Origin of the sequence: Myceligenerans xiligouense (genome assembly GCF_003814695.1) — a bacterium.
Taxonomy (GTDB): domain Bacteria; phylum Actinomycetota; class Actinomycetes; order Actinomycetales; family Cellulomonadaceae; genus Myceligenerans; species Myceligenerans xiligouense.
The window spans coordinates 41,297-67,298 of sequence record NZ_RKQZ01000001.1; the positions used below are offsets into that span (position 1 = coordinate 41,297).

General features: G+C 69.5%; 28 protein-coding genes. 17 read left to right on the forward strand and 11 right to left on the reverse strand.

What is annotated here, in order from left to right; genetic code table 11:
• Window positions 1–27: 27 nt before the first annotated feature.
• The 3 genes from EDD34_RS00165 to EDD34_RS00175 are packed head-to-tail and all read right to left on the reverse strand — an operon-like array spanning window position 28 to window position 1,831.
• Window positions 28–345, reverse strand: a complete 318-nt coding sequence (locus tag EDD34_RS00165) for a hypothetical protein (protein ID WP_123812783.1) — start codon at window positions 343–345, stop codon at window positions 28–30.
• 14 nt (window positions 346–359) lie between these two features.
• Window positions 360–1,559: a conjugal transfer protein gene (locus EDD34_RS00170; protein WP_123812784.1), complete on the reverse strand. Its 1,200-nt coding sequence runs from the start codon at window positions 1,557–1,559 to the stop codon at window positions 360–362.
• A complete protein-coding gene (locus EDD34_RS00175; protein WP_123812785.1) occupies window positions 1,556–1,831 on the reverse strand; it encodes a hypothetical protein in 276 nt (91 codons plus the stop codon). The genes EDD34_RS00170 and EDD34_RS00175 overlap by 4 nt, the downstream gene beginning before the upstream one ends.
• A 248-nt stretch (window positions 1,832–2,079) precedes the next feature.
• Here EDD34_RS00175 and EDD34_RS00180 point away from each other — a divergent pair, with 248 nt between their 5' ends.
• The 12 genes from EDD34_RS00180 to EDD34_RS00235 all read left to right on the forward strand — a co-directional run bounded on the left by EDD34_RS00180 (window position 2,080) and on the right by EDD34_RS00235 (window position 16,227).
• Window positions 2,080–2,991 carry a sigma factor gene (locus tag EDD34_RS00180; protein WP_123812786.1) on the forward strand — a complete coding sequence of 304 codons (912 nt, stop codon included), beginning with the start codon at window positions 2,080–2,082 and terminating at the stop codon, window positions 2,989–2,991.
• Between the two features lie 331 nt (window positions 2,992–3,322).
• A complete protein-coding gene (locus tag EDD34_RS00185; protein ID WP_123812787.1) occupies window positions 3,323–4,162 on the forward strand; it encodes an SAF domain-containing protein in 840 nt (279 codons plus the stop codon).
• Between the two features lie 4 nt (window positions 4,163–4,166).
• Window positions 4,167–5,006 (forward strand): CpaE/TadZ family protein, encoded by an 840-nt coding sequence (locus tag EDD34_RS00190; protein WP_123812788.1) that lies wholly within the window; start codon window positions 4,167–4,169, stop codon window positions 5,004–5,006.
• Window positions 5,003–6,838: a TadA family conjugal transfer-associated ATPase gene (locus EDD34_RS00195; protein WP_123812789.1), complete on the forward strand. Its 1,836-nt coding sequence runs from the start codon at window positions 5,003–5,005 to the stop codon at window positions 6,836–6,838. The genes EDD34_RS00190 and EDD34_RS00195 overlap by 4 nt, the downstream gene beginning before the upstream one ends.
• Window positions 6,839–6,875: 37 nt before the next feature.
• Complete coding sequence (locus EDD34_RS00200) at window positions 6,876–7,757, forward strand: type II secretion system F family protein (protein ID WP_123812790.1); 882 nt, start codon at window positions 6,876–6,878, stop codon at window positions 7,755–7,757.
• On the forward strand, window positions 7,757–8,692 hold the full coding sequence (locus tag EDD34_RS00205; protein ID WP_123812791.1) for a hypothetical protein: 936 nt from the start codon (window positions 7,757–7,759) through the stop codon (window positions 8,690–8,692). The genes EDD34_RS00200 and EDD34_RS00205 overlap by 1 nt, the downstream gene beginning before the upstream one ends.
• 161 nt (window positions 8,693–8,853) lie before the next feature.
• A complete protein-coding gene (locus EDD34_RS00210; protein WP_123812792.1) occupies window positions 8,854–9,162 on the forward strand; it encodes a hypothetical protein in 309 nt (102 codons plus the stop codon).
• Entirely contained in the window at window positions 9,163–9,597 is a 435-nt protein-coding gene (locus tag EDD34_RS00215; RefSeq protein ID WP_123812793.1) for a TadE family protein, read from the forward strand.
• Window positions 9,594–10,118 (forward strand): TadE/TadG family type IV pilus assembly protein, encoded by a 525-nt coding sequence (locus EDD34_RS00220; RefSeq protein WP_123812794.1) that lies wholly within the window; start codon window positions 9,594–9,596, stop codon window positions 10,116–10,118. Before EDD34_RS00215 ends, EDD34_RS00220 begins: the two co-directional genes overlap by 4 nt.
• A gap of 1 nt (window position 10,119) precedes the next feature.
• Window positions 10,120–10,677 (forward strand): pilus assembly protein TadG-related protein, encoded by a 558-nt coding sequence (locus EDD34_RS00225; protein ID WP_123812795.1) that lies wholly within the window; start codon window positions 10,120–10,122, stop codon window positions 10,675–10,677.
• Window positions 10,677–15,116, forward strand: coding sequence for a LysM peptidoglycan-binding domain-containing protein (locus tag EDD34_RS00230; protein WP_123812796.1), 4,440 nt, complete (start codon window positions 10,677–10,679; stop codon window positions 15,114–15,116). Before EDD34_RS00225 ends, EDD34_RS00230 begins: the two co-directional genes overlap by 1 nt.
• 139 nt (window positions 15,117–15,255) lie before the next feature.
• Entirely contained in the window at window positions 15,256–16,227 is a 972-nt protein-coding gene (locus EDD34_RS00235) for a hypothetical protein (protein ID WP_123812797.1), read from the forward strand.
• A gap of 364 nt (window positions 16,228–16,591) precedes the next feature.
• Here the strand turns inward: EDD34_RS00235 and EDD34_RS00240 are convergent, their stop codons facing one another.
• Window positions 16,592–17,131 carry a DUF1016 N-terminal domain-containing protein gene (locus tag EDD34_RS00240; RefSeq protein WP_123812798.1) on the reverse strand — a complete coding sequence of 180 codons (540 nt, stop codon included), beginning with the start codon at window positions 17,129–17,131 and terminating at the stop codon, window positions 16,592–16,594.
• 310 nt (window positions 17,132–17,441) lie between these two features.
• On the opposite strand from EDD34_RS00240, the gene EDD34_RS00245 reads away from it, so the two are divergent.
• Together EDD34_RS00245 and EDD34_RS00250 are read left to right on the forward strand one after the other, a co-directional pair.
• The gene (locus tag EDD34_RS00245; RefSeq protein ID WP_123812799.1) at window positions 17,442–18,122 is read left to right on the forward strand and encodes a hypothetical protein; all 681 of its coding nucleotides are present in this window, start codon (window positions 17,442–17,444) and stop codon (window positions 18,120–18,122) included.
• A gap of 29 nt (window positions 18,123–18,151) precedes the next feature.
• A complete protein-coding gene (locus tag EDD34_RS00250; RefSeq protein WP_123812800.1) occupies window positions 18,152–19,063 on the forward strand; it encodes a hypothetical protein in 912 nt (303 codons plus the stop codon).
• 90 nt (window positions 19,064–19,153) lie between these two features.
• Here the strand turns inward: EDD34_RS00250 and EDD34_RS00255 are convergent, their stop codons facing one another.
• From EDD34_RS00255 to EDD34_RS00270, 4 genes are all read right to left on the reverse strand, one after another.
• Complete coding sequence (locus EDD34_RS00255) at window positions 19,154–19,840, reverse strand: endonuclease V (RefSeq protein ID WP_123812801.1); 687 nt, start codon at window positions 19,838–19,840, stop codon at window positions 19,154–19,156.
• Window positions 19,837–20,442, reverse strand: a complete 606-nt coding sequence (locus tag EDD34_RS00260; protein WP_246012113.1) for a GNAT family N-acetyltransferase — start codon at window positions 20,440–20,442, stop codon at window positions 19,837–19,839. Before EDD34_RS00260 ends, EDD34_RS00255 begins: the two co-directional genes overlap by 4 nt.
• A gap of 129 nt (window positions 20,443–20,571) precedes the next feature.
• The gene (locus tag EDD34_RS00265) at window positions 20,572–21,549 is read right to left on the reverse strand and encodes a PKD domain-containing protein (RefSeq protein WP_123812803.1); all 978 of its coding nucleotides are present in this window, start codon (window positions 21,547–21,549) and stop codon (window positions 20,572–20,574) included.
• The gene (locus EDD34_RS00270; RefSeq protein ID WP_123812804.1) at window positions 21,546–22,139 is read right to left on the reverse strand and encodes a DUF6318 family protein; all 594 of its coding nucleotides are present in this window, start codon (window positions 22,137–22,139) and stop codon (window positions 21,546–21,548) included. Before EDD34_RS00270 ends, EDD34_RS00265 begins: the two co-directional genes overlap by 4 nt.
• 416 nt (window positions 22,140–22,555) lie before the next feature.
• Here EDD34_RS00270 and EDD34_RS00275 point away from each other — a divergent pair, with 416 nt between their 5' ends.
• Window positions 22,556–22,918 carry a hypothetical protein gene (locus EDD34_RS00275; RefSeq protein ID WP_246012114.1) on the forward strand — a complete coding sequence of 121 codons (363 nt, stop codon included), beginning with the start codon at window positions 22,556–22,558 and terminating at the stop codon, window positions 22,916–22,918.
• 167 nt (window positions 22,919–23,085) lie between these two features.
• Here the strand turns inward: EDD34_RS00275 and EDD34_RS00280 are convergent, their stop codons facing one another.
• Entirely contained in the window at window positions 23,086–23,583 is a 498-nt protein-coding gene (locus EDD34_RS00280) for a GbsR/MarR family transcriptional regulator (RefSeq protein WP_246012115.1), read from the reverse strand.
• Between the two features lie 125 nt (window positions 23,584–23,708).
• Between EDD34_RS00280 and EDD34_RS00285 the strand changes: the two genes are divergently transcribed.
• Both EDD34_RS00285 and EDD34_RS00290 read left to right on the forward strand, forming a co-directional pair.
• Window positions 23,709–24,173, forward strand: a complete 465-nt coding sequence (locus EDD34_RS00285; RefSeq protein ID WP_123812806.1) for a DUF6653 family protein — start codon at window positions 23,709–23,711, stop codon at window positions 24,171–24,173.
• A gap of 40 nt (window positions 24,174–24,213) precedes the next feature.
• A complete protein-coding gene (locus tag EDD34_RS00290; RefSeq protein WP_123812807.1) occupies window positions 24,214–24,792 on the forward strand; it encodes a DinB family protein in 579 nt (192 codons plus the stop codon).
• A gap of 90 nt (window positions 24,793–24,882) precedes the next feature.
• On the opposite strand, the gene EDD34_RS00295 is transcribed toward EDD34_RS00290, so the two are convergent.
• Together EDD34_RS00295 and EDD34_RS00300 are read right to left on the reverse strand one after the other, a co-directional pair.
• Complete coding sequence (locus tag EDD34_RS00295; RefSeq protein WP_211341453.1) at window positions 24,883–25,230, reverse strand: YnfA family protein; 348 nt, start codon at window positions 25,228–25,230, stop codon at window positions 24,883–24,885.
• A gap of 33 nt (window positions 25,231–25,263) precedes the next feature.
• Window positions 25,264–25,977 (reverse strand): hypothetical protein, encoded by a 714-nt coding sequence (locus EDD34_RS00300; RefSeq protein WP_123812808.1) that lies wholly within the window; start codon window positions 25,975–25,977, stop codon window positions 25,264–25,266.
• Window positions 25,978–26,002 lie beyond the last annotated feature (25 nt).

A 26,002-nucleotide genomic window follows, 5' to 3' on the forward strand; every position in this document is an offset into this window, starting at 1 on the left:
CGTCCCCCCTCTTGTGCGAGACCTTGCTCAGACCGTGGTGGTACTGACCACGGCAGGCATGCTGAACTCGTCGTCGGTCAGTTCCTTCGTGACGTTGATGCCGCCGTTGACCAGCCAGAGGACGATGCCGCCGACGATCGCCGACATCAGGATCGCGGCGATCGACATCTTCGTCTTCACCGCGGTGATGACAACCATGAGGATGACGATCACAAAGGTGACGGACTCGATCGCGACCTTGACCTCCTCGGACTTCACGGTGATCAGATCGAGGAAGCCTTCGGCACGCACCGTCTGGGCAGTCGCGGTCAGTTCCGGGGCAGCGGTCATGAGCTCTGTGAACATGGTTCCCTCTCCTCTTACTCGGTACCGGACTCGCCGGAGCCGGCGACCGGGGTCTCGGTGCGGACGGCCTGATCCAGGCCAGACACCTCCCAGCGTCCGTCCCGCGCGACGAGCGTCAGGACGTACTGGGCGGTGGTCTTCTCCCCGTCGGGGCGGGTCAGTTCGGCCGTGACGAGGGCGTGCGTGCCGTCGCCGTCGGACGGGTCGTCGGAGATCTCGTGCGAACCGCCGATCGACGTCACGGTCACGGCCGTGTACGGAGGCGGCGTCACCGGTTGGATCGCCGTACCGGGCCGCAGGTAGCGGGTGATCTCGCCCTCGCCCGCCACCAGTGCTCCGAGGAACGCTGCGACGGACTCGCCGGCCTCCGACGTGATGGGGATCGTGCGCGGGTAGTCGAGGTCGGGAGCATCGGCCGCCGAGGGGCCGGGCACCGGAGCGGGCAGGGCGAGGGCCGCCACCGCGAGCGGCTCGTCCTCGTCCGCGGGCTGCTGGACCGTGACCGGCACCTGGAAGTACCGGCGCACCCACACGAGCACGGGCTCGGAGTCCTCCGAGCCTTCGGCCGAGTTCTCACCGGCGTCGGAGGAACCTGCCTCACCCGCCCCGTTGTCGCCGGCGGGTACGGCTGTCCCGGGCGCCGGCTCGGCGACGTCCACGCCGACCGTGACCATCCACGTCGTGCCGGAGGGGCCCGGATCACCGGCGGTCACCGCCGCGACCGAACTGTCCCGGATCGTCAGGCCCGTGGCCGGCAGCGTGCCGATCGAGGCCTCCGTCAGCGACGTCACCAGTGCCTGGTCGTCCCGATCCGCGCGCAGCCACGTCTCCGTCAGCTCCACGGCCCGCTCGGTGGCGGCCGCCGCCGCGGTCTGATCCGCCCGGCCCGTACCGGCGGCCACGGGGGCGGCGTCGGGTCGGAGGGCTGTCCAGACAAGGGCGACCGGGCCGGTGGCGAGGGCCAGCACGAGCAGCGCGGTCCACGCCTTCGAGGCGAGCGCCGGCCCCTGTGACCACTCCACCACCTGCGGCGGCGGGGTGTCGGCGGGCGGTGGCGTCGCGTCGGCCCCGGCCGGGACCGAACCGCCCAGCTGCCAGGGATTGCCCGACGGCGACGCGGCAGCCTCCTCGACGGCGGGCTGGGGATGCGCCGGGAGCGCCGACGGTGACGTCGCGCGCTTCTTGCCGCGACGCCCGGTCAGGAGCGAACTCATCGCGTGCGCACCTCGTCGGGCAGACCGTTCGAGAAATCGCGGGACAGTCGGGCGCGAGCGGCCCGTGCACTGCGGGTGCGGGGGTTCTCCAGGGCGTCAGCGATCCGGTGCGCGGTGTCGTCGTTGCCGAGAGGGTCTTGCTTGAGGGCGGCCACCAGCGCGTCGATGACCGGCTTGACCTCCCCGCGGACGGCGTGCACCTCGGCCGTGTCACGCAGGAGCTCCATGGTCACGTCGTCGTGGTGGAGCTCGGGGGCGGGCTCTTTGCTCATCTCGCTTCTCCCAGTCACCGGTGCGGGTTCGGGTCTTCACTGCTGTCGGTTCGTCACCTCGAACAAATGGGCTGCCAGGGGCTCGTGTGACCCAAAGATTGCCGACGTAGAAGGAAATGTGAGCCAGATCACATCAAGTGTAAATCTGCGGGCAACAGTAGCGGGCAACAGTCCCCGGATGTCCTGGTGGCCAGGCGCTGACCAGCGCTCCGGCATCGCGCCGCTCGTACGACGGAGGAGTCACGTTCATGCCCGGCACGTCTGCAGCTGCCTCCGGCACGCTCATGACCGAGCTCGATCACGACTGGGCCGACCTCGTGGCGACTCGATCCTTCGCCGACGAGATCGACCGCTTCAGCCGCCGTTTCCCGCAGCTCTCCGGACTGACCGACGGCCGTCCCGTCCGCTTCACCTCGGACGAGGCCGACACCGTGCTGCACGCACTACTCGTCGAACATGCCCGGGGGAGCTTTGCCGCCGGCCGTGCCGTGCTGCAGTGCATGCTCCCGGCGGTGCGCTCCATCGTGCGGCGCTCGCGTCGCCACTACAGCGACGTGCAGGACCTGGAGCAGGAAGCGGCCGCGGCGATGTGGGACGCGATCTGCCATTACGACCTCGACCGCGTCGACAAGGTCGCGATGCGACTGCAGGGCCATACCCTGACGCGAGTGGTGGGTGACCAGGCTCCGTTCGCGCGCGGTACGCGAGCGAGCCGGGCGCCCCAGGTGGAAGAGATCCCCACGGACGCGGCGGTGCTGCCGCATCTCGAGCGCCCGGAGCCGGAGGAGCAGGGGCCCGCGGCTGTGTACTCGCTCGCGAGCGCGTCGCTCGGGGCCACCGGTGAGGTGCTCGACGTCATCGCATGGGGGATCGACGTCCGCGTTATCACAAGAGAAGAAGCGTCTCTCCTCGCACGCGTCTACGCTCCAGATCCAGAGCTGCCCGAGTACGCCGAGCTCGGCGCCGGGAGAGGTACATACCAGAAGCGAGTTGCCGACGAGCTCGGCATCTCGCACGCCACACTTCGTCAGCGCGCGAGCCGAGCGGTTCGCCGACTGGCCGAAGCCGTCCGCACCGGGGGTCTGTCTGGGGGATCACCGGACGGGCGGAAGGACGAGGGCCGTGGAACGGCATCGGGAGAACCACTGGGGGGTGCGTGACTCTCGGGGGTTTCCACACCAGCCCCGTCCCTTGGCATGGGGGGTCGTCCGCCTCCAGTCGGCGGCCCCCCATGTCGTGTCTGATCGGGCCCCCAGCGGCCCGGCCGGCGTCGCCCGGTCCCGGCGGGACCGGGTGAAGTTCTCGCCGTCTGTGTTTCCCCAGGTCAGCGCTACTGCTGGGGTTTACCCGATGTCCAGGGCTTCTCCACAGCATGTGAACTGTGGTTGACCTTCCCTTGCCCGGAACTATCCGGCTACCGTTCAACCTGCCGGGTTCGCCCGCGTGCATCAGGATTGCCTGCGGGAGTACATGACCGGGAGGGGACGGCAAGTGAGTAGTGACACGAGCGTCGGTGCGAGACGCACCGGCCCGGGCGGGGCCATGCCCCCGTCCGCGGCCGGCCAGGAAGCGCGAGTCGCGGGCCCCAAGGTTCCCGCTCCGGCGAAACCGACGCGCGCTCGCCGCCGGCCCGCCGTCATCGCACTCGGCCTCGCCCTCGTCGCGCTCGGCATCCTGGCGTCGGTGTACCTGACCACCACGCTCGGCCAGACGCACAAGGTGCTGGCCGTCACGTCGAACGTCGCTCGCGGAGACATGATCACCCCGAGCGACCTCGCACCCGTCGACCTGCCGACGGGTCCGACGCTGCTGGACCCGGTCGACGCGAGCCTGCTGGAAGAGGTCGTCGATCAGTTCGCCACCGTCGACCTGCCCGCGGGGTCGCTGCTCACCGCCGACAGCTACGCGGCCAGCCTGCAGCCCGGCGAGGGCAGGTCGATCGTCGGCATCGCCCTGAACCCGAACCAGATGCCCGCGACGTCCCTGGCTGCCGGTGACCAGGTCCGGATCATCGAGACACCGGTCAGCGGCGGGGACGCCCCCGTCGAGGACCCCTTCGCGATCCCGGCCGCCATCGTCACCGTGAAGGAGGCCACCGTCGGCGACCAGACCGTCGTCGACGTCGACGTGGCCCGCAACCAGGCCGCGGCGCTCGCCGCGCGGGCCGCGAGCGGCCGCGTCGCCCTCGTCCTCGACGCTGCCCCGGCCGGTGGGAACGCCGCCACCGATGGGAGCGCCCCCTCGACCGGAGGTGACGCCCCGACCGGCGCCGCCGGCAGCGGTGACGCCGGTGCGGCGAACGGCGAGGCTCCGACAGACGGGAACGGGTGATCCCGTGGCCCTCGTCGCACTCGCGAACGCGAAGGGCTCGCCGGGAACCACCACGACAGCGCTCGTGCTCGCGATCTCCTGGCCCCGGCCGGTGCTGCTCGTGGAGGCGGATCTCGCCGGCGCGTCGATCCTCGCGGGGTACTTCCGGGGACAACTCGCACACGACCGCGGACTGAGTCAGCTCGCCATCGCGCACAGCCACGGCGAGCTCGAGACCTCCCTCTGGGACCAGACACTCGCACTCGTCCAGAACAACCAGGACAAGAAACTGCTGCCGGGCATCGTGTCCCCGCACCAGGCTCCGTCGGTCGCCAACCTCTGGGGTGCGCTCGCGAACCAGCTCGTCGCCCTGGAGCGCGGTGGCATGGACGTGATCGTGGACCTCGGACGCCTGGGGCCGGCCGGGCGCGACGATCGTGAGCCGATCCTCCGTCTCGCCGACCAGGTCGTCCTCACCACGGGCTCACGCCTGCCCGACATCGCGGTCAGCCGCGAACTCGTCCGGTCCCGCACGTCGGTCCTCGAGGAGGCCGCCCGCGACCTGACGAATCTCGCGACGTTGACGATCGGGCCTGGACGCCCGTACGAAGCGAAGGAGATCGCCCGGACACTCGGCCTCGGGTCCGTCGGATCGATCGCGTGGGACCCGGTCAACGCCGAGGTCCTGTCGGTCGGGTCGCCGACGGGGCGCAAGTGGGGTTCGTCGCCCCTCGTCCGGAGCGCGGGCCCGGTGGTCACGGCCATTCAGGAACGCACCACCACACGACGGGAACGCTTCTCCACCGGCATGCCCGCCCGCGGGACGCCGATGGGCAACGGCGCGATCGGGGGTACCGGACGATGACCAGGAGGCGTGAGGATCTCGAAGGGCTGCCGATCTTCGGCGGCGACGGATCCCGGCAACGCCGGACACCGGAGTCCGGGCGCCGCCCGCCGGCCGGCTCGGCGAAGCCCGGGAACGACGGCGCGCCGTCGTCTCGGCCCGCGGGGTCGCCCCCCGCCGGTCTGAGCGGTGCGGTGGGTGCGGTGGCCGCCGGCCGTCGTCCGACGCCACCGGCTCGCCCGGCCGACGTGTACCCGGGAGACCGCCGCCCGACCGCCGGACCCTGGAGCGGCGCGACCATCCGGCCCGAGTCGTCCCCGAGCGCCCAGCCGCCCGAGGCCCAGTCGCCGAACGGCGGGAGCGGCGACCACGGTGGTCCCCTGCCCGGCTCCCCGGGTCGTCCGGACACCGTGCCGGGTCGGGAGTTCTCCGCCGCGGCAGGCGGAGGCGGGGCCGAGGCGTGGGTCGCGGGCGGGCGCCAGGTGCGGACACTGGAGGCCTCGAATCCCGGCGGAGTGCGGGACTCCGAGTTCTGGCGCCAGGTGAACAGCCTGCGCGGGGAGGTGTCGTCGCGCCTCACCAACGCCCTCGCAGCCCGCGAGCTCGACGAGGAGGAACGCGAGGCCCTCGGCCAGGAGCTCATTCAGCAGGTGGTCCGGGACCACAACGACGCGATGCTGTCCGGCGGGCAGCGGCCGTGGACCGCCGAGTACCAGGTCGAGATCACGCGCGCGTTGTTCGACGCCCTGTTCCGGCTCGGCCGGCTGCAGCCGCTGATCGACACGCCGGACGTGGAGAACATCGAGATCACGGGAACGCAGCCCGTGCTGATGCTCATGGGCGACGGCCGCCGCGTCTACACCGAGCCCATCGCCGACTCGGACGGCGAGCTGATCGACTTCCTGCAGTTCCTGGCGGCTCGCGATCCGGCGAACGAGCGCTCGTTCACCCGCGCCAACCCGTTCCTCAACCTGGACCTGCCGGGCCGGGTGCGCCTGGCGGCCGTCGGCTGGGTGGTGCCGTCGCCCCGCGTGACGATTCGTCTGCAACGCCTGCAGTCCGTGGACCTCGGCGTGCTGCGCGCGACAGGCACCGTGGACGCGGTCCTGGAGGGGTTCCTCACCGCCGCGGTGCGCGCGCGCAAGTCGATCGTCGTCTCGGGCCAAGGACAGGGATCGGGCAAGACGACCCTGCTCCGCGCACTCTGCGCGAGCCTCTCGCCATGGGAGTCCGTCGCCACCATCGAGACGGACTACGAGCTCTACCTGCACCTCGAGCCCGAGAAGCATCGGCGCGTCGTCGCGCTTCGTACCCGCGAGGGCTCCGGCGAGATGAACACCGCGGGCCGCCGGGTCGGCGAGATCGACACCAACATCAACGTCTACGAGTCACTGCGTCACAACATCTCCCGCGTCATCGTCGGTGAGGTCCGCGGCCCGGAGATCGTCTCGATGTTCCAGGCCATGCAGATGGGCAACGGCTCACTGTCCACCGTGCACGCGGACGGCGCCCGTGACGTGGTCGAACGCCTGGTGGGCATGGCGGTACAGGACAGCACCCTCAGTGAGACGTACGCCTACCGGCAGGTGGCGCAGTCGATCGACCTCATCGTCTTCCTTCGCGTGGACATCGACCCGACCACGGGGCTCCGCACGCGCTACGTCTCCGAGGTCATCGAAGTGACCCGGGGCGAGGCCGGCAATCCGGTCGCGGTCACCGATGTGTTCCGGCCCGGACCGGACGGCCGCGCGGTGCCCGCCCACACGCCGTCGTTCCTCGGGGATCTGGAGGCGGACGGGTTCGATCCGAACCTGCTCAACTTCCACGAGGGACTCTGGGGGGTTACCTCGTGATGAACCATGACGAACGGCGCCAGAAGGGACTCGACGGATGACCACCTTCCTCGCCGTCGCCGCCGGCCTCGCGGTCGGGATCGGGGCCTGGCTCGTCGTCGTCGGGCTGCTGAAGCGAGAGGTGACCCCGCGGCCGCCGTCGTCCACCGGGAAGCCCTTCGCGGGTCTGCTGCGCCTGATCGGGCTCGACGAGGGCGGGCCGCTGTACTCGAAGCGCCGGACGGTGCTGGTCAGCGCGGGTGCGGGGTTCGCGGTCGGTCTCTTCACGGGCTGGTGGTCGCTGACCGTGATCGTGCCGGTCATGGTGGTCGGGCTGCCGGCGCTGTTCCGCACCACCACGCAGTCGAGCGAGGTGGAGAAGCTCATCGACCTGACGGCGTGGGTACGCTCGTTGATCGGTGTGCTGAGCGGCGGTGCCGTCGGGCTGGAGCAGGGCATCGCGGCGACGTTGCCGTCGGCCGCGCCGTCGGTGCGGCCTTCTCTCGCGCGACTGGTCGCCCGGCTGGAGGCGCGGCAGCCGATCAAGCCCGCGCTGTATCGCTGGGCCGACGAGATGGACGACTACTCGTCGGACATGATCGCCTCGGCGCTCATCCTCGAGTCCGACAACCGCACGGGTGCCGTCGCCCCGGCGCTCAAGCAACTCGCGGAATCACTGTCCGCGCAGGCGCGCGCCCGGCGCGAGATCGAGACCGAGCGGGCGACCGGCCGCGCGACGGTCCGCTGGGTGACGGTCGTGACGCTCGTGGTGCTGGGCGGCACGGCCATGACCGGCTATCTCGACGGGTACGACTCCGCTGTCGGGCAGATCGTGGCGGTCACCTTGTTCTCTGCCTACTGCGGCTGCCTGCTGTGGATGCGCCGCATCTCGATGGGACAGCCGATCCCGCGGTTCCTTCCGCACGAAGGGGGCGCGTGATGTTCGGCGGCATCTGGCCGTCCGCCGTTGCGGGCGCCGTGGCGGGACTCGGCCTCTGGCTCGTGGTCCGCGCCCTCGTGCCGACGCAGCCGCGGCTGCAGTCCGCGCTCGACCGCCTGAGCGGCGAGGACAAGCTCGCGTCCGTCGAGCTGGCGGACGACGACGGCTCCGGGCTGAGCCGCACCGAGCAGGTGACCCAGCAGTTCGGGGCGTGGGCGCAGCGACGACTGCCGCTGCCGATGCTCATGCGGGCGGGTCCGAGCGCGGCCGATCTCGACCTCATCGGAAGGACCGCGACCGAGCATTACGGAGCCAAGGCGCTGGGCGCGGTGGTCGTCCTGGTGGGAGTGCCGTTCATCGGTCTCATGGCGGGCATGCTGAACCTCGGCCTGCCCGTCGGGCTGCCGTTCGGGGCGGCACTCGTGCTCGCGATCGGCGCGTGGTTCCTCCCGGACCTGGAAGCGCGGAGCAAGGCCCGGAGGGCACGCCAGGAGTTCACCCGTGCGGTGTCGACGTACTTGGAGCTCCTGGCGATCGAGCGGATCTCGGGCGCAGGCGCGACGCAGGCGACGTTCGCCGCCGCCCAGGTGGCGGATTCCTGGCCGTTCCGGCGGATCGCGGAGTCGCTGGAACGCGGGCGCTGGGAGGGCGAGCCGCCGTGGACGGCGCTGCGGGACCTGGGCAGCGAGATCGAGGTCGACGCACTGGGTGAGGTGGCGTCGATCGTCGAGCTCGCCGGGACGCAGGGCTCAGCCATTCATGACCAGCTCCAGTCCAAGGCGGCGGCCATGCGAGACGCGCAGCTCGACGTCGAGCAGCAGATCGCCCACGACGCGACGGTCCGCATGACCGTCCCCGGAACCCTGACGGTTTTCGTCTACTTCATCATGCTGATCTTCCCGATCGGCGTGACGATGTTCGAGCAACTTCCGTGACCCCGTGCTGACCACGGGCTTGACGCCGTCGGCGAACAGCAGGCAACAGATCGTGGACGGGGCTTCACAGCCGCAGAATTTCCGCGAAGACTCGTGTCGCACGTGTCACACGAACCGGATCTTGCCCATTTGTTGATTTCGAGAGCACCCCAGGAGTCGCCATGTCCACTGCACAGCACCAGTCCGCTCAGCGGGTCGGCGCGGCGTCGAGCGCCGTCGTCCAGGCACATCTGCGCGCGAACGAGACGCGCGAACTGATGGGCCGTGCCTCCGCGCAGCTCGCGGAGCGCGGCGCAGAACTGCGCACGCGTCTCGCCGCGCGCCGTCACGGCCTGCCCGAGGACGCGGGACTCGAGTCGATCGAGGTCGTCGTGCTGTCCGTGGTGGGTCTCGGCATCGCCGTCGGGCTCGGACTCGCGATCCAGGGCCTCGTGGAGAGCTACATGACTGATCTAGTGCGCGGGGGATGAGTGAGGGAGCGCATACGCCGAGAACTGCCGTTTCGCGCACCGGCCCGGCCGGACGCCGAGCGGGAGCGAGGCGCTGCCTCCCTCCAGACCGTGATCACGTACCCCGTGGTGCTCCTGCTGATCTTCGGCATCGTCCAGGGCGTGATCTACTTCCACGCGCAGAACGTGGCGCGCTCCGTGGCGAACGGAGCGGTGCAGGCTGCTCGTCTCGAGACCGGGACGGTCGCCGACGGGTACGCCGAGGCGGCAGTCCGGCTCGACCGGGGGCGTGACGTGTTCGCCTCGGTGGACGTCGTCGTGGAGCGCGGCGAGGAAATCGCGACGGCGACCGTGGTGGGGCTCGCCCCGTCGCTGGTGCCCGGCTTCCAAGGGCTCCGCGTGGAGCAGACCGCCACCGGTCCGGTCGAACGCTTCACGCCGGCGGTGGGCCCATGACCCTGAGCAGGGCCGTCCGAGCCCTCCGGAACCGGCAGGCTCAGCCACGGCACCGCCTCGACGCCCGGCTCCGTGGGCCGGTGACCGGCTCCTCCTGCCACGGTGCGGCGGAACGGGGCAACGTGGCGATCAACACCGCCGTCATCTTCCCGATGGTGCTGCTGATCGCGATGCTCTTGCTCATGGCCGGCCGGACGGTCCTGGCGCAGGGCGCGGTGCAGTCCGCGGCCAACGAGGCGGCTCGATCGGCGTCGATCAGTCGCACTGCCACCACCGCGCACATCTCGGCGTCCCAGACCGCGCTCAGCACGCTGAACAACTCGGGCGTCTCGTGCTCCTCCACGACGGTCACTCCGTCGCTCGACGCCTTCACCCTTCCTCTCGGGACGGTGGGCGAGGTCCGGGTGGAGGTGTCGTGCGTCGTTCCGCTCTCGGACCTCGGCCTTCCGGGCGCCCCGGGAGCCCGGGAGATGCGCGCGACGGGTACCTCGGTGCTGGACGCCTACCGGGGAAGGAGCTGACATGAGGAGCCATGTCCTCCGGGGCCTACCAGCCTCGTGGCGTTCTCCCGAGCCGCGGGGCTCGGCTCCCGCGTCGCGTGCTCGCCTCCGGGCGACCGGAGCCCGACGGCCCGGCGACGGCAACCGGGGTGCGCCGGCCGTCGGCGACGACGCACAACGGGGAGAGGTCAACATCCTCGTCGCGGGACTGGTCCCCGCACTGATCATCGCCATCGGACTGGTGGTGGACGGCGGCGGACGTCTTCAGGCTGCCGATCACGCCCAGTACGCGGCCGAGCAGGCAGCACGAGCGGGCGCCCAGGAGCAGGACATCTCCGAGGCGCAGTACGGCCGTCCGCCCACGCTCAACGCGTCCGCCGCGGTGGCGGCCGCGGAGTCCAACCTCACCGCTGCCGGAGTGTCCGGCCAGGTCGACTATGTCCAGGGCGCATCGATCGGCGTCAGCGCCACCGTCACGTACAGAACGAAGTTCCTTGCCCTGATCGGCATCCGCTCACTGTCCGCGGAGGGATCCGCGGAAGCCAGAGCCGTGCGCGGTATCACCCAGGAGGGATCCTGATGAGCACCACGACTGAACGCAAGGCAGCGGCGACACCGTCCGGGGCACCCGGCGGTGCCCCTTCCCACGGCCCGGCTCCCGGCACGGGCGGCCTGGCCGGTCGTGTGGCCCGCGGAGTGCTCTCCGTGACCCTGTTGCTGGCGCTCGTGGTGGGCATCCCGATCGGCTTGTGGGTGTTCGGCGTACCACTGCTGGACGCGGAGCTGTCGTGGGCCAGGTTCGTCTCCGTGATGTCCACGCCGGACGTGAGCGGTGCGGTTCTGCTCAGCCTGGTGACGGTGGTGGGCTGGATCGGGTGGGCCACGTTCGCGGTGGCGGTGCTGGTGGAATTCGTCGCGGTGATCCGCGGGGTGCGGGCTCCGCGCCTGCGGGGCCTGGGGCTGCAGCAGAGGCTCGCTGCCGTGCTGGTCGGTGCCGTGGTGGCGATGGTGCTCGCCACACCGGCCGGGGGCGAGGCAGTGGCAAGCTCGCCCGTCGTGGATCCGGTGGACGGGCAGTCCTCGGACTCGGTCGCGAGCAGCGTTCTGGAGTCGGTGCCGGCCTCCGCAGTGGCAGACGCCGAGCCCCCGGGGCACCGCCCCGACGCGGCAGGGAGCTCGCCGACAGAGCAAACAACCTCGCCGGTCAAGGTCACCAAGACGCGCGCCGAGACGAAGGCCGAGAGCGCGCGGACGTCGTCGGACGCGAACATGAAGACCTACACGGTGCAGCCGGGCGACTCACTCTGGCGCATCGCGCAGGAGACGCTGGGTGACGGCACGCGGTTCAAGGAGATCGCGCACCTCAACTACGGAGCGCAGCAGGACGACGGGCGCGCCCTCGACGGTTCGCACTGGGTCCGGCCCGGCTGGGTGCTGACGCTGCCTGACGACGCGTCCGGGTCGTCCGTTCACCAGGTCGCCGACGTCGCGCACGTCTCGGAGGCCGCATCGATCTCCGAGGTCAGGCCCGCCGAGACCCGCGATGTGACCGTGGAGCGGGGCGACACCCTGTGGGAGATCGCAGAGGAGCAACTCGGCGACGGGACGAAGTACTCAGAGCTGTACGAGGCGTCCCGCTCGACCACGCAGCCCGACGGCCGGAAGCTCACCGATCCGGACCTGATCTACCCGGGCTGGCAGGTCACGGTCCCCGCCACCGAAGAGGCGGAGAAAGCGGCGTCGGACGTCGATCCCGCGCCGGAGCGCGACACCGGCGGATCGGCGGCGGAGTCCGGGACGGGCGACGGCGACGCCGCGGATGCGGGGGAGCCCGGCGGGACCGCGAGCGATGCGGCCGGAGAGGGCGGGGCGGCCGATGGTGCGGCCTCCGACCAGACGACCTCGGAGGAAGGCAGCCTGGAGGACAGCGGTCCCGAGGACACCGCGTCTGAGAACAGCGGGTCCGAGGGTGCTGAACCAGCGGGCGAGCAGGTCGACGAGCCCGACGAGGACGGAGTCCCGTCCGACGAGGTCCCCGCTGACCAGCCGGCCGCCGAGGCCACGGAGGCGGCCACCGGAGACGGTGCCGGTTCGGAAGGAGCGTCCGAGCCCGCACCGCGCGGAGCGCAACGCGGCGAGAAGGAGACCGTCCCCACGGGAAACGAGCAGTCGGGCACCGGGGACGACGGCCCGTCGTCCTCGGAGTCCGCACCCGCCCCCGAGGACGAGGCGCCGGTGCTCGACGAGGTCGAGGAGTCGGACACCGAGACACCCGAGATCGAGGAGTCCGCTCCGGCCACGGAGACGCCCGTCGGCGAGAGCGTCCCGTCCGACGACGAAACCGCCGTCGCGGCCGTTCCACCCGGCGGGGCCGAGGGCACGTCGAACAAGGGTGGCGATGACGCACCCGGCGACGGCCGCGGCAACCCGGAGCCTCCCGGGTCGAACCCCTCCGCCGGCGGCGACACTCCCGCATACCAGGAGGTCACGCCCGACGACCTGGCCGTCGAACCGAACCTTGAGACCGGATCCGGGAGCGTCCCCGACATCGCGGAGTCCGCGCCCGCCCTCGCGAACGGCCAGAGCCCGGTCGGCGTCGCGGCCCCCGAGTCGTCCGCGGCGGCGTCCGCCACCGCCCCGCAGCCCGAACCCGCCATCAGCGCCGCGCTCGTCGACGCGAGCCTTTCCGATGAGCTCCTCGAAGCCTTCGACGTCCGGACGGCGGCGGGAGTCGGGGGCCTCCTCGCCGCAGGGATCCTCACCCTGCTCGCCGCCCGCCGTGACCGCGCCCGCCGCCGGCGCAAGCCCGGCGAGCGGATCGCGCTCCCGTCGCCCGGATCGCCGTCGGCCGAGTTCGAGACCGACCTGCGTGCCGTGGCGGACAAGCTCGGACGTGAACAGGTGGACATCGCGCTGCGAACCCTCGCCGGCTGGCATCGCGAACGAGGCCTGGCGCTCCCCGGCGTCCGCGTCGCGCGCCTCAAGTCCGGCGAGTTCATCGAGCTCTACCTCGACCGCGCCGCCGAGCTGCCGCCACCGTGGCTCAGCACCACGGACCGCTACGTCTGGCAGCTTCCCGCCGGCGAGAACCCGGCTGTGGCCAGCGACAAGGCCACTCCCGACCTCATGGAGTCGCCCTACCCCTCGCTCGTCACCCTCGGGCACGACGACGAGGACGCCCATCTCATGGTCGACCTGGAGAACGTCGGCTGCCTCGACATCCGGGGCAGTGACACCGCCGCCCAGTCCACCCTCGCGGCGCTCGCCGTCGAACTGGCGACGTCCCTGTGGGCGGACGATCTCCAGGTCACGGTGGTCGGAGCGCTCAGCGACCTGCCCGGCGTCGTCGACACGGGTCGGATCCGCCACGTTCCGTCGGTCGCGGGCATCGTGCGTGAGCTGGAGGCGCGGGCAGCCGACGTCGATCGCACGCTCGCACAGGTCGGCGCCGTCGACCTGTCCGACGCCCGCGGCCGCGGGCTCGCCATGGATGCCTGGACGCCGGAGATCCTCCTCGTCGGAGAGTCGCTCGCCGCCGCCGAACGCACCCGCCTCGAAGGGCTGGTCGAGCGCGTTCCTGGTGTCGGTATCGCGGCGGTGACATCGTGCGCCGAGATCGGTGAGTGGATGCTCGACCTCAGCGGCGAGCTCACCGGGGGCGACAAGTCCCGTGGCGTTCTCGTGCCCGCTTACATCGCCGTGCGCCCGCAGCAACTCGATGCCGAGACCTACGTCCAGGCGCTCGAACTGCTCGGGGACCCGGAGCCCGTGGCCGGCCCCGCGTGGGCGCGCAATCTCGATCCGGAGGAGCCGGAACTGGTCGAACCGCAGGCGTTGGCGAGCTTCGACGGGATCGTCCGCACGGGCACGGACGTCGACGCGGAAGTCGTTGCCGAGGATGTCGTGGAGGCTCCGGTGGGGGAGAAGGTCGCGGTCGAGGTCGGCGCGGGGGTGGGGGGAGGTGCCGCCGTACGGAGCGCATCAGCTTCGGCGGGATCCGCGCCGGTGGACCTCGACGGGGAGGCGGTCACCTCGGAGGCCGCGCACGCTCCGGTGATGCCGGTCGATCCCGCCGGGCCGGAAACGGCCCCGGGCGACGGGACCGACGGCTGGAACAACGACGCCAATCCGTGGGCGGTCGCACTCGACGAAGGTGGATCCGCCGCCGAGGAGAACGGCACTCTTCACGCGACGGCCGCCACGACCGCCGTCGTGCACGATGACCTGGAGGTTCCACAGGCGCCGGAGCCAGCTCGCACGCCCGTCGTCCGGGTGCTCGGGACCGTGGAGCTCGCGGGATGTGCCGGGACCGATCTGCCTGCCAGCCATCAGCGGCAGGCCATGGAACTTGTCGCGTTCCTGGCATTCAACCCCGGTGCTCGGGGATCGGACATCTCGCGGGCGCTGTGGCCGTCGCGCGACCCGAACCTCGCGACGCGGCGGAGTGCGGTGTCGCGGGCACGGCGCTGGCTCGGCACGGACGCCTACGGGTACGAGTACCTCCCGCGCTACTGGTCCACGGACGACGGGTCCCAGGTGGACCAGGAGAAGGCCGGCTACCGGCTGCGTGGCGTGACGACGGACTGGGACATGTTCTGCGAGCTGGTCGGGCCGGACCTGACGGCGGCGCCGCTGGACGACCTGCGTCGCGCGCTCGAGCTGGTGCGCGGGTTGCCGTTCCAGGACACGCCTCCGCGCAAGTACGTCTGGGCCGAGGTGCTGATGCAGGAGATGGCCGCCGGCGTGGTCGATGTGGCGCACGAGGTGTCCCGGCGAGGGCTCGCCGAGGGGGACCTGAGCCTCGCGCGCGAGGCGTCGCGCGTGGGACGGATCGCGGACCCGGCCGACGAGCGCTCGTGGCGCAACTCGATCCGCACGGAGTACGCGAGCGGTCGGATGGACGCGGCCGGCCGCCTGATCGACCGCCTCCGTGATCACCTGGAGCAGCTCGACATGGAGCCCGAGCCGGAGACGGAAGAGCTGATCAGCGAGATCGACGCGGCGGGCAAGAACCGCTGAGTACCACGGCGCGAGGCAAGTCTCCCGGCACGGCGGCTCGGAAGGGGAGTTCTCCCCATCGTTCGGGTGTGCCCTCGATGTCACACTTCCAGGATCCGGGCCGCAATCAGTGGCCCGGATCCGGACGGGGAGGCGGACGATGAAGAAGCTGCTCGGCAGGTTCGCTGCCGTGATTGGTGCAACGGCGATGGTCACCACGGGAATCGCCGTCGCGCCTCAGGACAAGGTCCCGACCCTCGCGACGGCGTCCGCGATCACCTGCCAGAGTGGCGGCGACGCCTGGGCCTCGCCGACCTACAAGAACACGTTCACGGGGCGGGTCGACGGCGACCACTACCTGACGAACTACGTGCCCCAGGCGGTGGCCACCTGGCACAACTGGAACGGCGGCACACAGGACCTCCTTCTCGTGACGATGTATCACCAGAACGGCGGCAACAGCCTCGTGTACGCGATGAAGCCTGGCGGGAGCGTGGTCGGTGGATTCAAGATCAAGGAGACGCACGCCGGGGGCATGGCGATCCGCGGGAAGCACATCTACATCACGGACGCGGACAACACCAAGGTCCGCCGCTACTCGAAGGCGTCCGTCCGGAACGCGGTGGCGAAGCGCAAGACGGGCGCCGCCAGCATGCCGTACGTCGCCTACTACGGTGCGCTGCAGAGCCTCGGCTACGCCGCGAGCTTCATGTACGCGTACAACGGCAAGTTGTACGCCGGGAAGTTCAACTCATCCACGCGCGACTGGATGTACCGGTACGACTTCGGCACCGACGGTCGACTTTCGCGCGACGCGCAGTGGGCGCGGCGACAGGTGCCGCTCAAGACCCAGGGCCTCGTCGTGCGCAAGCATCGTTACTTCTTCTCGACGTCGTGGGGCCGGGGCAACCGCTCGAACGTCTACGTGACCACGAAGGACTACACCACGAACTTCGAGACGCAGGCCCGGTCCCGCTGCTTCCAGGCGCCACCCATGGCGGAGGGGATGGCCGTCTACGGCGGCAAGGTCCACCTGCTGTTCGAGAGCGGCGCGGCGAAGTACGACGGCAGCAAGTGGCGCACGAAGAAGGTGCACGTCGGCTCGGCGTCGAGACTGGCCGGTCTGGTCTGACCGTGAGGATCGCTGTGGTGTGCGGGCTGTGCCACGGCCCGCACGCACGCCGCGCCGTGTCGGAGAGTTCCGACGGAGACCTCGGTCCCGTCAGACGCCAGGTGCGGCCGTCGTGCACGGTGAGGTAGAAGGCGTTGCACCCGACCGGTAGTCCGGAGGTTTCCAGGTCGGTGGTCCGCCTACCGACCTCGTCCGGCTCGCTCAGGTCTCCGAGACGGATCGGCCGGGTCGGTATCCCGGACCGGCCGACGACGGCGGATCGCGCCACGAGGCGTCCGTCCGGTGCGATCCACTCGTCGTCAGCTGCCGACATCAAGCCCATGTCGTCATCCCGAAGGTTGGCGGCGCCGGTTCGAGGGCCGTGTCACGCTGACGGCACCTCAAACCCGTGACCACCCACGACCCGCCGATCCACGAGGCACTCGGTCAGCCGCCGCCGGGGCTCGTGCTCGATCGCGTGGGCGAGCGTCGTCGGGGACCAGCCGTGCTTGATCGCCTTGGCGGCGTACCGGTCCCGACCCTCGCGGGTGTCGAGCTGGTCGAGCAGGACGGTGATGTGCTCCCACGGCAGGAGACCGATGGGGCCCCGCGTGATGGCCTCGGAGTCTGGCCAGGCCTCGGCGAACTGCCGCATCCGCAGGATGTCATCAGGCGTCCAGCCCTTGGCGGTGAAGTCACGATGGACATCCTCGGAAATGCGCTCCGCGGCCTTGGTGCCCCAGCCGAACTCGCCATCCCGCTCGAGCAGCTCGCTCCCGGTGCGCCAGTAGACCAGGAGGAGCTCGATGTTCGCCGCTCGAGCGGCCCGCAACCGACCCTCACGAAGCCGAGTGCGGAGGGTTTCGTAGAACTCGGTGTACCCAACGGGCTCCACGGTGGCCGGTCGGGTGGTGGTCATCGTCATACGACAATCGTCATAGCAATCTAGCCCGGTCGCATCTTGGGTGCCGATCCGCAACCTACGCTGTGGATAACTAGCATATGATGCTGCTAGGTGCAGGATCCGGAGCCCTGCTGGGGCGCATGTGACGATCGTGTACTGCCTGGTCCGTCCGCTCTTGGCGAGATGTTGTGAAGTATCACGCCTTACCTATTGCCCGGCTCGACCTCCTGCTGGACCCTGTACGCGGTGTCCAGTGGCGAATTCGCGCCAGACACGGACACTAGGTCTAGAAACACCGACAAGTCCCCCGATCCCAGCCGGAGGCCTCAGGATGTCGAACAGCTTCAGTACCCCACTGCGCGTCGGCGCCGTGGTACTGGGCGTGATCGCGCTGGTCGCGGTCGGCCTTGTCGTCGCATACGGCCCTGGTGAGGGCCGATGGGTCCAGGGGGCGCTCGGCGCCAGCCCGACGAAGTCTGCCTCTCCGGAGCCGTCTCCGACTGATTCGCCGACGATGGCGGAGGCGAGCGAACCCTCACCTGCCGGCTCCCCGTCGCCGAGCACGGCGGCGCAGATCAAGGCAAAGAATATCGCGGATGCCAAGGCAAGCCTTAGAGAGTATTATGCGGCGACAGCGGACGTCGCGAACAATGCGTATAGGAATTGGGAAGACAAACTCGGGCCGTTCTGGGGAACCCGGTCTTCCTGGCAGGCAATGACGACTGTCTACGAGCGTAATCGTCAGGATGGCATCCATACCGAGGGTGCTGCCAGAGTGGTGGCGATGACGGCGAGCCAATATGAGCCATATACACCCGGCTCAGAGGAGGTCATTCTGGAGGCGTGTATAGATTTCGGCGCTGTGAAGACCTTCGACAATGAGAACCGAATAGTCCCGCGAGATGCGTCCGTGCCCACCCGCTACTACTTCACGTATGCCCTTCGTCATCAGGGCCTGGGGAGTAAGTGGACGCTCATTTCTGAGGAGCGAGATCAGGAGCGGACATGCTAAAGCGTCTCCTTGCGACCATGGTCGGGGCAGTGCTTCTCGCCAGCGGATCCCTGCCAACCGCGGTGGCCGACCTACCGGACGGGTGCCAGGAAATTGTGAACCCCGACGGTAGCGTTGAGGTGATCTGCGATGAACCGGGCGGTCCCGGGGGCGGTGGCGACCCGGGCGGTGACAACGGGGGCACCGGCCGCACATGTGAGTTCAAGGGGGATGAGATCGAATGCACCTCTGACTACGGCTCATGGGATGGTCGCTGCTACGTCCGCGTAGCCGATCCGCAGCCACCCAAGGACTCGAGCTATTGGGAAGGCAATGAGGATGGAGTCATTATCGAATGTACACCCTATACCTGTATCGATGTCGTTGATGTGAACTCGTGTCAGGGCCACAGCTACCAGTGGGCTCCCAATCCTCCCAGCGCCCCACAAGCTTCTCCGGAGGAACTTGCTCGCCGGGCCGTTGCGGCCATGAACTTGACGATGGGGGATATCGGGAGCACGCCCCCGGCGTCGGCGAACGAGAATGCGATGGGGCAGCTCGGACTCCCGATTTGGCTCTGGGTGGCTAATCGGGAGGACCGTAATGCGGTGGGCCCGATTGAGCGCACGGCGTCAGACGGCGGCCTGAGCGTCCTTGCACGAGGTGAGCTCGATCGGACGGACTGGGTGATCAGCCGCAACGGGCAGGCTCTCGCAACCGTCACCTGTCGTGGTGCGGATGCCGCCGGCACGCCGTATGACGGACGTGACTCGACGCTTCCCAGCCCTACGTGTGGGTTCCCTGCTGACTTCAATGTCCACACGGGCGACCTGACGGTGACGGCGACGGCCCACTGGACGGTCACGTGGGAGGGCGGGGACCAGAGCGGCACGATCAATGTGACCCCGCCGCCGACCGACACCGCGATCCGGATCGGTGAGACGCAGACCATCCTGAACTGATCGGTCACCCTGGTGGGTGCCGCTGTGCGCGAATAGCCCACGGCCTCGGAAGCAAGGGGGAATGCCGAGGCCGTGGGCTACGGGAACAACCTAGCGCCTATGGGGGCGTTGAGGTAAATCGCAGCCAGCATTGGTCAGATCACGTAAACGGGCACTCATCCGGGACGTCGGCACTGGAGGTATTCGCGCTCGGCGTCGCGCGTCGATAGACGATCGAGGTGAGCCCTGGTTCGTCAGCCAGTCCGCGCGAGGCGGTCGACTCGACGGAGAGCCTCCGGAAGCCGGGCGTCGCCTGCCATGTTGAGCCTCCGGAAGCCGGGCGTCGCCTGCCATGTTGCGGACCAGGTGGGCGGCGTCGCCTGTTGGCATGCCAGCTGCCGTGACGTACAGCGGGCGCGTCGAGCTGGTGCCCCGGGGCACTTCGACCGCGTGGTTGGCCGCGTGAAACGGGGTCTTCGCGACGCCGATGACGATGGGGGCGAGGCCCTCGGCATGGACGTAGGCACCGAGACCGGAGCGGCCGTCCGGGTCGAGCGTGACATATCCGTCGACAATCAATATGTCGAGCTGGTCGGGGCCGGACCTGGAGAGCAGCGCTCGCAGTGGCGGGAGCTCACGTTCATAGAAGTTCCCCGGCCGGTACTCGGCGACCTCAGCCACCTCGATGGTGCGTTCCTCGATGATGTCGCCGTAGACCGCCGTCGGGCACACTACGAGTGCGGCGCGGGCGCCGCCTTCGGGCGGGTAGTGGACGTCGACGGCACCGAAGCGGGTCACGCGGTGGTGCCCCACTCGTCGGCGAGCAGGGCGTACTCGATGCCGTCGAGCCAGCCGAGGTCACGGTGGAAGGACTCCTTGACCTTGTAGGCCTCGCGGCGCATCCCGACGCGCTCCATCACTCGAACGGAGCGCTCGTTGTCTGCGAACGCGCCTGCGGAGACCCGGCGCAGGCCAAGCTCCTCGAAGGAGATCCGGATCAGTTCACGGACGGCTTCGGTCGCGAGCCCGCGCCCGCCGAACGTCGGGTCCAGGGCCCAGCCGAGCTCCGCCTGAGTGCCATGGGCTCGGGCGGCGGCCTCCCGCTGAGCCCAGCCGTCGTGGACCATGAGCATGAGATCGCCGGCGATCGCGCCGTCGTGCTCGAACACGAGTGTGCGTGCCATGCGGGCGGGTTCGCCCTGGTAGCGATTCCAGTCCTGCCGGTCGGCGGGGTGCCAGGATGTCCACCTCGAGACCTCGGGGAGGCCCCGGTACTTCCACAGAGGGTCGAGATCGCCGGTGGTGCACCGGCGGATGGTGAGCCGTTCGGTGCGGAACGGCCAGCTGAGGTGGTCGAGGCGGGACTGGGAACTCTCAGTGGTTGAGGGGGTGAATGTCACGAGTCCAAGCGTGGCACGGCCCAGCGGCTGGCCTGAGCTCATTAGCGATCGATCGGTACGTCAGGGCGACGCACGAGAAGGCCGAACGCACGGGTCATGCCGCAGATGGATCGTTGGGTGGTGAGTGCCTCAGCGGCTCAGATCCTCGACCAGGCGGGTACGGGCTTCGCGAATCTCGATCGGAGGGGACTGCGTGACAGTGGTCGCTTGGCCAGCGACGTCGCGCCAGATCTGATCACCGGGAAGGCGGAATTGGCCACGCCACGTGGTGGTGAGGGTGATCGTCGCCTTTCCCGGGGCGAGGTACGCATGAGCGACTGTGTGATCCGGATAGGGGCCGCCGGGGTCGGGGCCCGTGGCCGACGTGCCGTCGCCCCAGTTCCACGTGTAGGTGTCCGGGACCGCGCGGATGCTGACGGGGACGCCGAACAGGGTCGTGTCGACCATGCGCGGCTCATCCTCCGCGTAGGCGATGGTGTCGAGATTGACGAGCGTCCAGCCGTCGGGTGGTTGGACAGCCAGCGAGCTGGGTTCGATCGTCATGTTCCGAAACGCGCGTGCCGCCGCGGCAGGGATGTCGACCTGGCGGCGCTCCTGCTGTTCCTGGTCCTGGGACGGTGCAGTGGGGTCAAGGCACGATTCCTCCTCGACGACCCTGGGAACAGTCCAGGTATCGCCACTCCGTTGCTGCTCGAACAACGCGCCTTGAACCTCCTGGTCGGCGTCGCACTCGATGCCTTCGTGGGCCACCCGCTGGCCTTCCCCATCGCATTCTGCGCGGAGTACGGGTGCTGCACCTGATAGGCCGGCGAGCTGGCACAGTTCAGGGGTTGCCCGCCAGTGGCGTGTGTCGGGGTCGAAGGGCCTGCCCGGCCGGGCGGCGGCATCGGAGGAGCCCTGTGCGGCAGGGGTTGGTTCGTCACTTTCAAGGGGCAACGGAGGTCGCGTGCCTGCCGATCTGAGAGCTTCAACCGAGACCGAGTCTTCGTGCGCTCTGCCGAAGAAGCTGGGTGCATCGCTGTCGGCATGCGCGGCATGTTCGGTGGTGAAAGATTCCAGGATCAGAAATGCGGCTAGACAAAAGCCGAGGCCTACGAACCGGGTCACGGCTCATCCTTCTCGATTATGCCGACTACTACCCACTGGTCCGCCTCTATTCCCATCTCAACCCGGACGAGCCCTTCATGTGCTTGGGTCGTTGCAGCCACGTGGCCGTCAGAGTCAACAACCTGCGCCTCGTTCTGCCTCACGTCTACGTCGAGTGGCCACACCCCGGTCAAGCCGTCTCGCTTATATGTCTCCCGGACTGTTGCATGTGTGATACTGCCAGTGAATGTCTGTCCTTCTTTTTGGATTGTGGCGGCGTCGGTGATAACGCCATCACAAAACCCACAAGCCTCATGGCTCATAGCCTCGAACTCTTCCGTATCCCCGGTCGCCATCACGTACGGATACAGCTCGATGAAGTACTTCGCTGCGGCTGCGGCTCCCTCGGCGTCTTCGCGGTCCATCGCAGCAGGTCGATCCGGCTTCTCCACCTCAGTGTCGGCCGATGCGGAGGCTGTGGGCTCAGCAGTTGCCGACGTCGTCGGTGAAGGGCCTGCGTCGGCGTTGCCAGCACAGCCGGCCACCCCGGCCAGGGCGACGATTGCTGCCGCGCCACGCAGGTAGGCACGGGTCTCGAGCAGTTGGGCCACGGCCCGGGCTCGGCCCGTTGCCCTTGGTCGCCTGTGCTCGGCTGTCGGTCGCATGGAACCCCCTGACGACGTCGTACACCTGGATGGTTGCGGAAGCGCAACGGACACCGACGCTAGCCGCACGCCCGCAGAATCGCACGGGCGGCCTGTGGATAACTGTTTCCGTCGGACTTGGCGAAAGTAGTGCTTGGACAGCGACAGGCCTGACCGATCTGCCCGACTTCCCTTGACCTCGCCTGGGATGTCGAGATTGGGTGTCTCATGACAGCTCTGCCGATGGGGTGGGCGAGGGAGCAGGTAAAGGGGGCCGCGATCGTGGGTCCGGACCGGATGGGCGCCGGGACGTTGTGGGCACTTCTCGCCGTGGCGCACTCCGGGAGCGGTCTCTGAGCGCCTACCGTCACAGGTGTCGGTCAGTGTGGTTTTCGAATGGATGGTCGAGCAGACAGGGGGTTCGTCCGATGGTTGGTGCGAACGATAAGGAGCACCGCGACGACGACGCGGAGGCTTCGGTGCGGGGGCAGGAAGATCTCGACCGGATCGCGGCACGGCTGGAGGCGTTGGTCGAGCAGCGCGATCCGGGCGTGAAGGCAGCGATGTCCGATCATGCGGCCGACGGCGACTCGGACGAGTACCGCGCCAAGGAACAGCGATGGAACGCCGCCGCCGACGAGGTGCGCGGCATCATCCGCCTGATGCATCAGGCTCTGGGCGAGAACGACGCACCCGCCAAGCGCACGTTGAACAAGCCCGAGCCGACCGCGGACGGGATCGGCTGAATGGAGAGAGGGCTCGCCGCGGCCCGTGCGGCCGCGGCGAGCCCTGGTCACGACGCCGGGAAGCTCGCGGCCGTGGCTGCGCCAGAGCTCTGACGTGACGGCGAGCCTCTCGGCATCCAACCGACAGGGCGCCGTGGCGTGGTGGCGACGCCGGCCACCCGCCCTGGTCAGCTCCCGCCACGCCGCTCCGTCGAGGTCCCGCGCGCCTTGTACTGCTCTCGCCACCGCTCGACCAGTGGCACCATCTGTTCGCTCATGTAGGTGTAGAAGTCGTGCATCTCGTGGAGCCGGTCCGCCGTCGACGACCCCTCCTCCGCCGCCGCCAGCCCCTCTTCCGCGGCGGCCGTCATGACCCGCAGCACCTCGTTCTGCTGCGACATCAGTCCCGCCCAGGCGCCGGAGCGGAACCGATAGTGGTCGCGCCGGCTGCCCGGGGCAGGTACGCGCTCGATGAACCCGGTCGACAGGAGCTGCTTCACCGCGGCCGACACGCCACCCGAACTGATCTGCAGTTGTTCCCGAAGATCGGCGGGCGTCATCGTGTCCTGCTCGGTGTAGAGCAGCGCGGTGAGGACTCGCGCGGTCGACCTCTGCATCCCGCTCTCCGCGAGCGTCAGGGCGAGATTCTCGGCGGCGTCCCGCAACGTTTCGTGCTGAGCTTCCACGTCACCAACCCTATCGCGCATCAGAGTGTTCAGAAATCTCTGAAAAGTGAGTAGGGTGGTGGGCGACGACGCCCCAGCCTGGCGATGCCGTCGGACACGACCCCCACTCGACCCGAAGGAGCCCCATGGACGTGAAGAACGCCGTAGCCGCCGCGCACGGAATGACCGACGACGCCTGGAAGCGCCACGCCAATCCCTGGAGCGTGTGGACGCGCCTCGCCGCGATCCCGGTGTTCGAGCTCGCGGTGTGGAGCCGTGAGTGGATCGGCTGGTGGTGCCTGGTGGGTGTCGCGGTCGTGGTGGTGTGGCTGTTCGGGCTGAACGTGCGGGTCTTCGGGCCCGTGGAGCCGACGTCGTGGGCGGCGCGCGGCATCTACGGCGAGCAGTTGCACGTCGCGGGCGATCTGCCCCCCGAGCACCTTGTCATCACCCGGACCCTGGTGGCGGTCGGGCTGGGCGGCTTCGGGCTGATCGCATGGGGGCTGGTCGTGCTCGACCTGTGGCCGTTGGTCTCGGGGACGGTGCTGCTGCTCATGGCTCAGCTCTGGCGGATCGACCGGTATGCCCTGCTCTACGAGCAGAGGGCGTGATCAGTTTGCTCCGTCGGGTCCGTGGCGGTTGGCTGGCCCCATGACGACGACTCCCGAACGGTGGACGCAGGCGTCCGATCGCTACAACTGGGTCGACGGCGGTCAGGACCCCCGCAGAGCGCTCGGTCGGCCTGTCGGCGAGAGGGAGACCCTGGCCAATTACCTCAAGCACTATCGCCTCACGCTCGAGATGAAGTGCGAAGGGCTCGACGCCGAGCAGATGGCGCGGCGTTCGGTGCCCCCGTCGACGATGTCGCTGCTCGGCCTCGTGCGGCACATCGCGCAGGTGGAGAACCACTGGTTCGAACGCGTGCTCAAGCAGCAGCCCGACGTCGAACAGATCTACGACACGCCCGAGGACGACGACGCCGACTTCAACGGCGCCGTCCCCGACCCGGCCGCCCTGGCAGAGGCATGGGCGACGTGGCGCGACCGCGTGGCCTCGGCCGATGCCTGGCTGGACGCATTCCCCGAGGAAGACCTGGGCAGGACTGTCCTGCACCGCGGCAAGCAGCTTCCCGTGCGCGACGTCCTGGTCCACATGATCGAGGAGTACGCCCGCCACCTGGGTCACGCGGACCTGCTGCGCGAGGCGATCGACGGGCGGGTGGGGCAGTAGGGGCGTGCCGGTCGTCGTGTACGACGGCGGTCGTGGCGGGGTTCGTCCTGAACGCGCCGCTCCGGCTATCGCAAATTATCGTTCCTGTGCTCACGCCTCCCCCCGCGGCCCATACATGATCACCGCCATCCCACCCAGGCAGATCAGCGCCCCCGCCACGTCCCACCGATCCGGCCGGTACCCGTCCGCGACCATCCCCCACACGATCGACCCCGCGACGAACACCCCGCCGTACGCGGCCAGGATCCGCCCGAAGTTCGCGTCCGGCTGCAGAGTCGCCACCACGCCGTACAGCCCGAGCGCGATCACCCCGAACCCCACCCACACCCATCCGCGCTGCTCGCGCAGTCCTTGCCACACGAGCCAGGCACCACCGATCTCGAACAACGCGGCGACGACGAACAGCAGGATGGAACGGGGGATCAGGGTCGAGTCCACCGGTTCACGGTACGACGGCGGCCGCCGTCGTGGTCAGGCGCCGATCCGGCGAGACCATGCCACGCCGTCGGACGTGAAGCCGACACGTTCCAGGTAGGCAGCCTCGCCGCGCCCGGCCTCCTGTCCGGCCAGGGCAGGAGCACCCAACTCCGCACCCGGACCGCCGTCGGCCCTCGCAACGCCGGCCCGCGCCCCCAGCGCCGGACGCACCACCTCCCGCAGCTCTGTCCCCGCCAGCGCCCCCGACTCCTCCCACACGAACTCGCCCGGCGTGAAGTCGCGGAATCGCAGGCTGACCCAGTCGAGAAGAACGGCCCCCACGCCGTCCCCGACGTCGAGCACCTCGACGACCCCGACCGTCTCGTCGCCGCGCTGGACGAGGAAGGCATGACGGCTCTCGCCGTCGCCCGGTTCGGCCCGGAAACGCGGGGCGTGCTGGGCGATGTCGTCGGCATGGACCCGCAGCACGTGGAGAAGGTAGGCGTCGTCCGGCGCGACCTCGACCACCGTGTAGGTGGAGCCGTCGTGGCGTTCGCGGTTCAGGCGGATCAGCCAGTAGATGTTGATGAGGACGATCACGCCGTTCATCGCGACGAACGGCCAGATGCCGAGGATCGCGTTGTAGGCGGTCGCCAGCGTCGACCCGGTGAGGTTCAGCCAGCGGAAACGCAGCACACGTGCCTGCGTGAGCGACCAGACGACAAGCGCGGATCCCGCCCAGCCGCCGATCTCGAGGAGAAGGTTCACCTGCCGAGGCTAAGCGAGGCGGACG

What these genes read in the sequence shown, in the direction of transcription:
- EDD34_RS00230 (WP_123812796.1), top strand. Translation starts at nt 10,677, where the DNA reads ATGAGCACCACGACTGAACGCAAGGCAGCGGCGACACCGTCCGGGGCA.
- EDD34_RS00205 (WP_123812791.1), top strand. Translation starts at nt 7,757, where the DNA reads ATGTTCGGCGGCATCTGGCCGTCCGCCGTTGCGGGCGCCGTGGCGGGA.
- EDD34_RS00195 (WP_123812789.1), top strand. Translation starts at nt 5,003, where the DNA reads ATGACCAGGAGGCGTGAGGATCTCGAAGGGCTGCCGATCTTCGGCGGC.
- EDD34_RS00210 (WP_123812792.1), top strand. Translation starts at nt 8,854, where the DNA reads ATGTCCACTGCACAGCACCAGTCCGCTCAGCGGGTCGGCGCGGCGTCG.
- EDD34_RS00220 (WP_123812794.1), top strand. Translation starts at nt 9,594, where the DNA reads ATGACCCTGAGCAGGGCCGTCCGAGCCCTCCGGAACCGGCAGGCTCAG.
- EDD34_RS00165 (WP_123812783.1), bottom strand. Translation starts at nt 345, where the DNA reads ATGTTCACAGAGCTCATGACCGCTGCCCCGGAACTGACCGCGACTGCC.
- EDD34_RS00290 (WP_123812807.1), top strand. Translation starts at nt 24,214, where the DNA reads ATGACGACGACTCCCGAACGGTGGACGCAGGCGTCCGATCGCTACAAC.
- EDD34_RS00240 (WP_123812798.1), bottom strand. Translation starts at nt 17,131, where the DNA reads ATGACGATGACCACCACCCGACCGGCCACCGTGGAGCCCGTTGGGTAC.
- EDD34_RS00170 (WP_123812784.1), bottom strand. Translation starts at nt 1,559, where the DNA reads ATGAGTTCGCTCCTGACCGGGCGTCGCGGCAAGAAGCGCGCGACGTCA.
- EDD34_RS00235 (WP_123812797.1), top strand. Translation starts at nt 15,256, where the DNA reads ATGAAGAAGCTGCTCGGCAGGTTCGCTGCCGTGATTGGTGCAACGGCG.
- EDD34_RS00180 (WP_123812786.1), top strand. Translation starts at nt 2,080, where the DNA reads ATGCCCGGCACGTCTGCAGCTGCCTCCGGCACGCTCATGACCGAGCTC.
- EDD34_RS00285 (WP_123812806.1), top strand. Translation starts at nt 23,709, where the DNA reads ATGGACGTGAAGAACGCCGTAGCCGCCGCGCACGGAATGACCGACGAC.
- EDD34_RS00245 (WP_123812799.1), top strand. Translation starts at nt 17,442, where the DNA reads ATGTCGAACAGCTTCAGTACCCCACTGCGCGTCGGCGCCGTGGTACTG.
- EDD34_RS00225 (WP_123812795.1), top strand. Translation starts at nt 10,120, where the DNA reads ATGAGGAGCCATGTCCTCCGGGGCCTACCAGCCTCGTGGCGTTCTCCC.
- EDD34_RS00175 (WP_123812785.1), bottom strand. Translation starts at nt 1,831, where the DNA reads ATGAGCAAAGAGCCCGCCCCCGAGCTCCACCACGACGACGTGACCATG.
- EDD34_RS00200 (WP_123812790.1), top strand. Translation starts at nt 6,876, where the DNA reads ATGACCACCTTCCTCGCCGTCGCCGCCGGCCTCGCGGTCGGGATCGGG.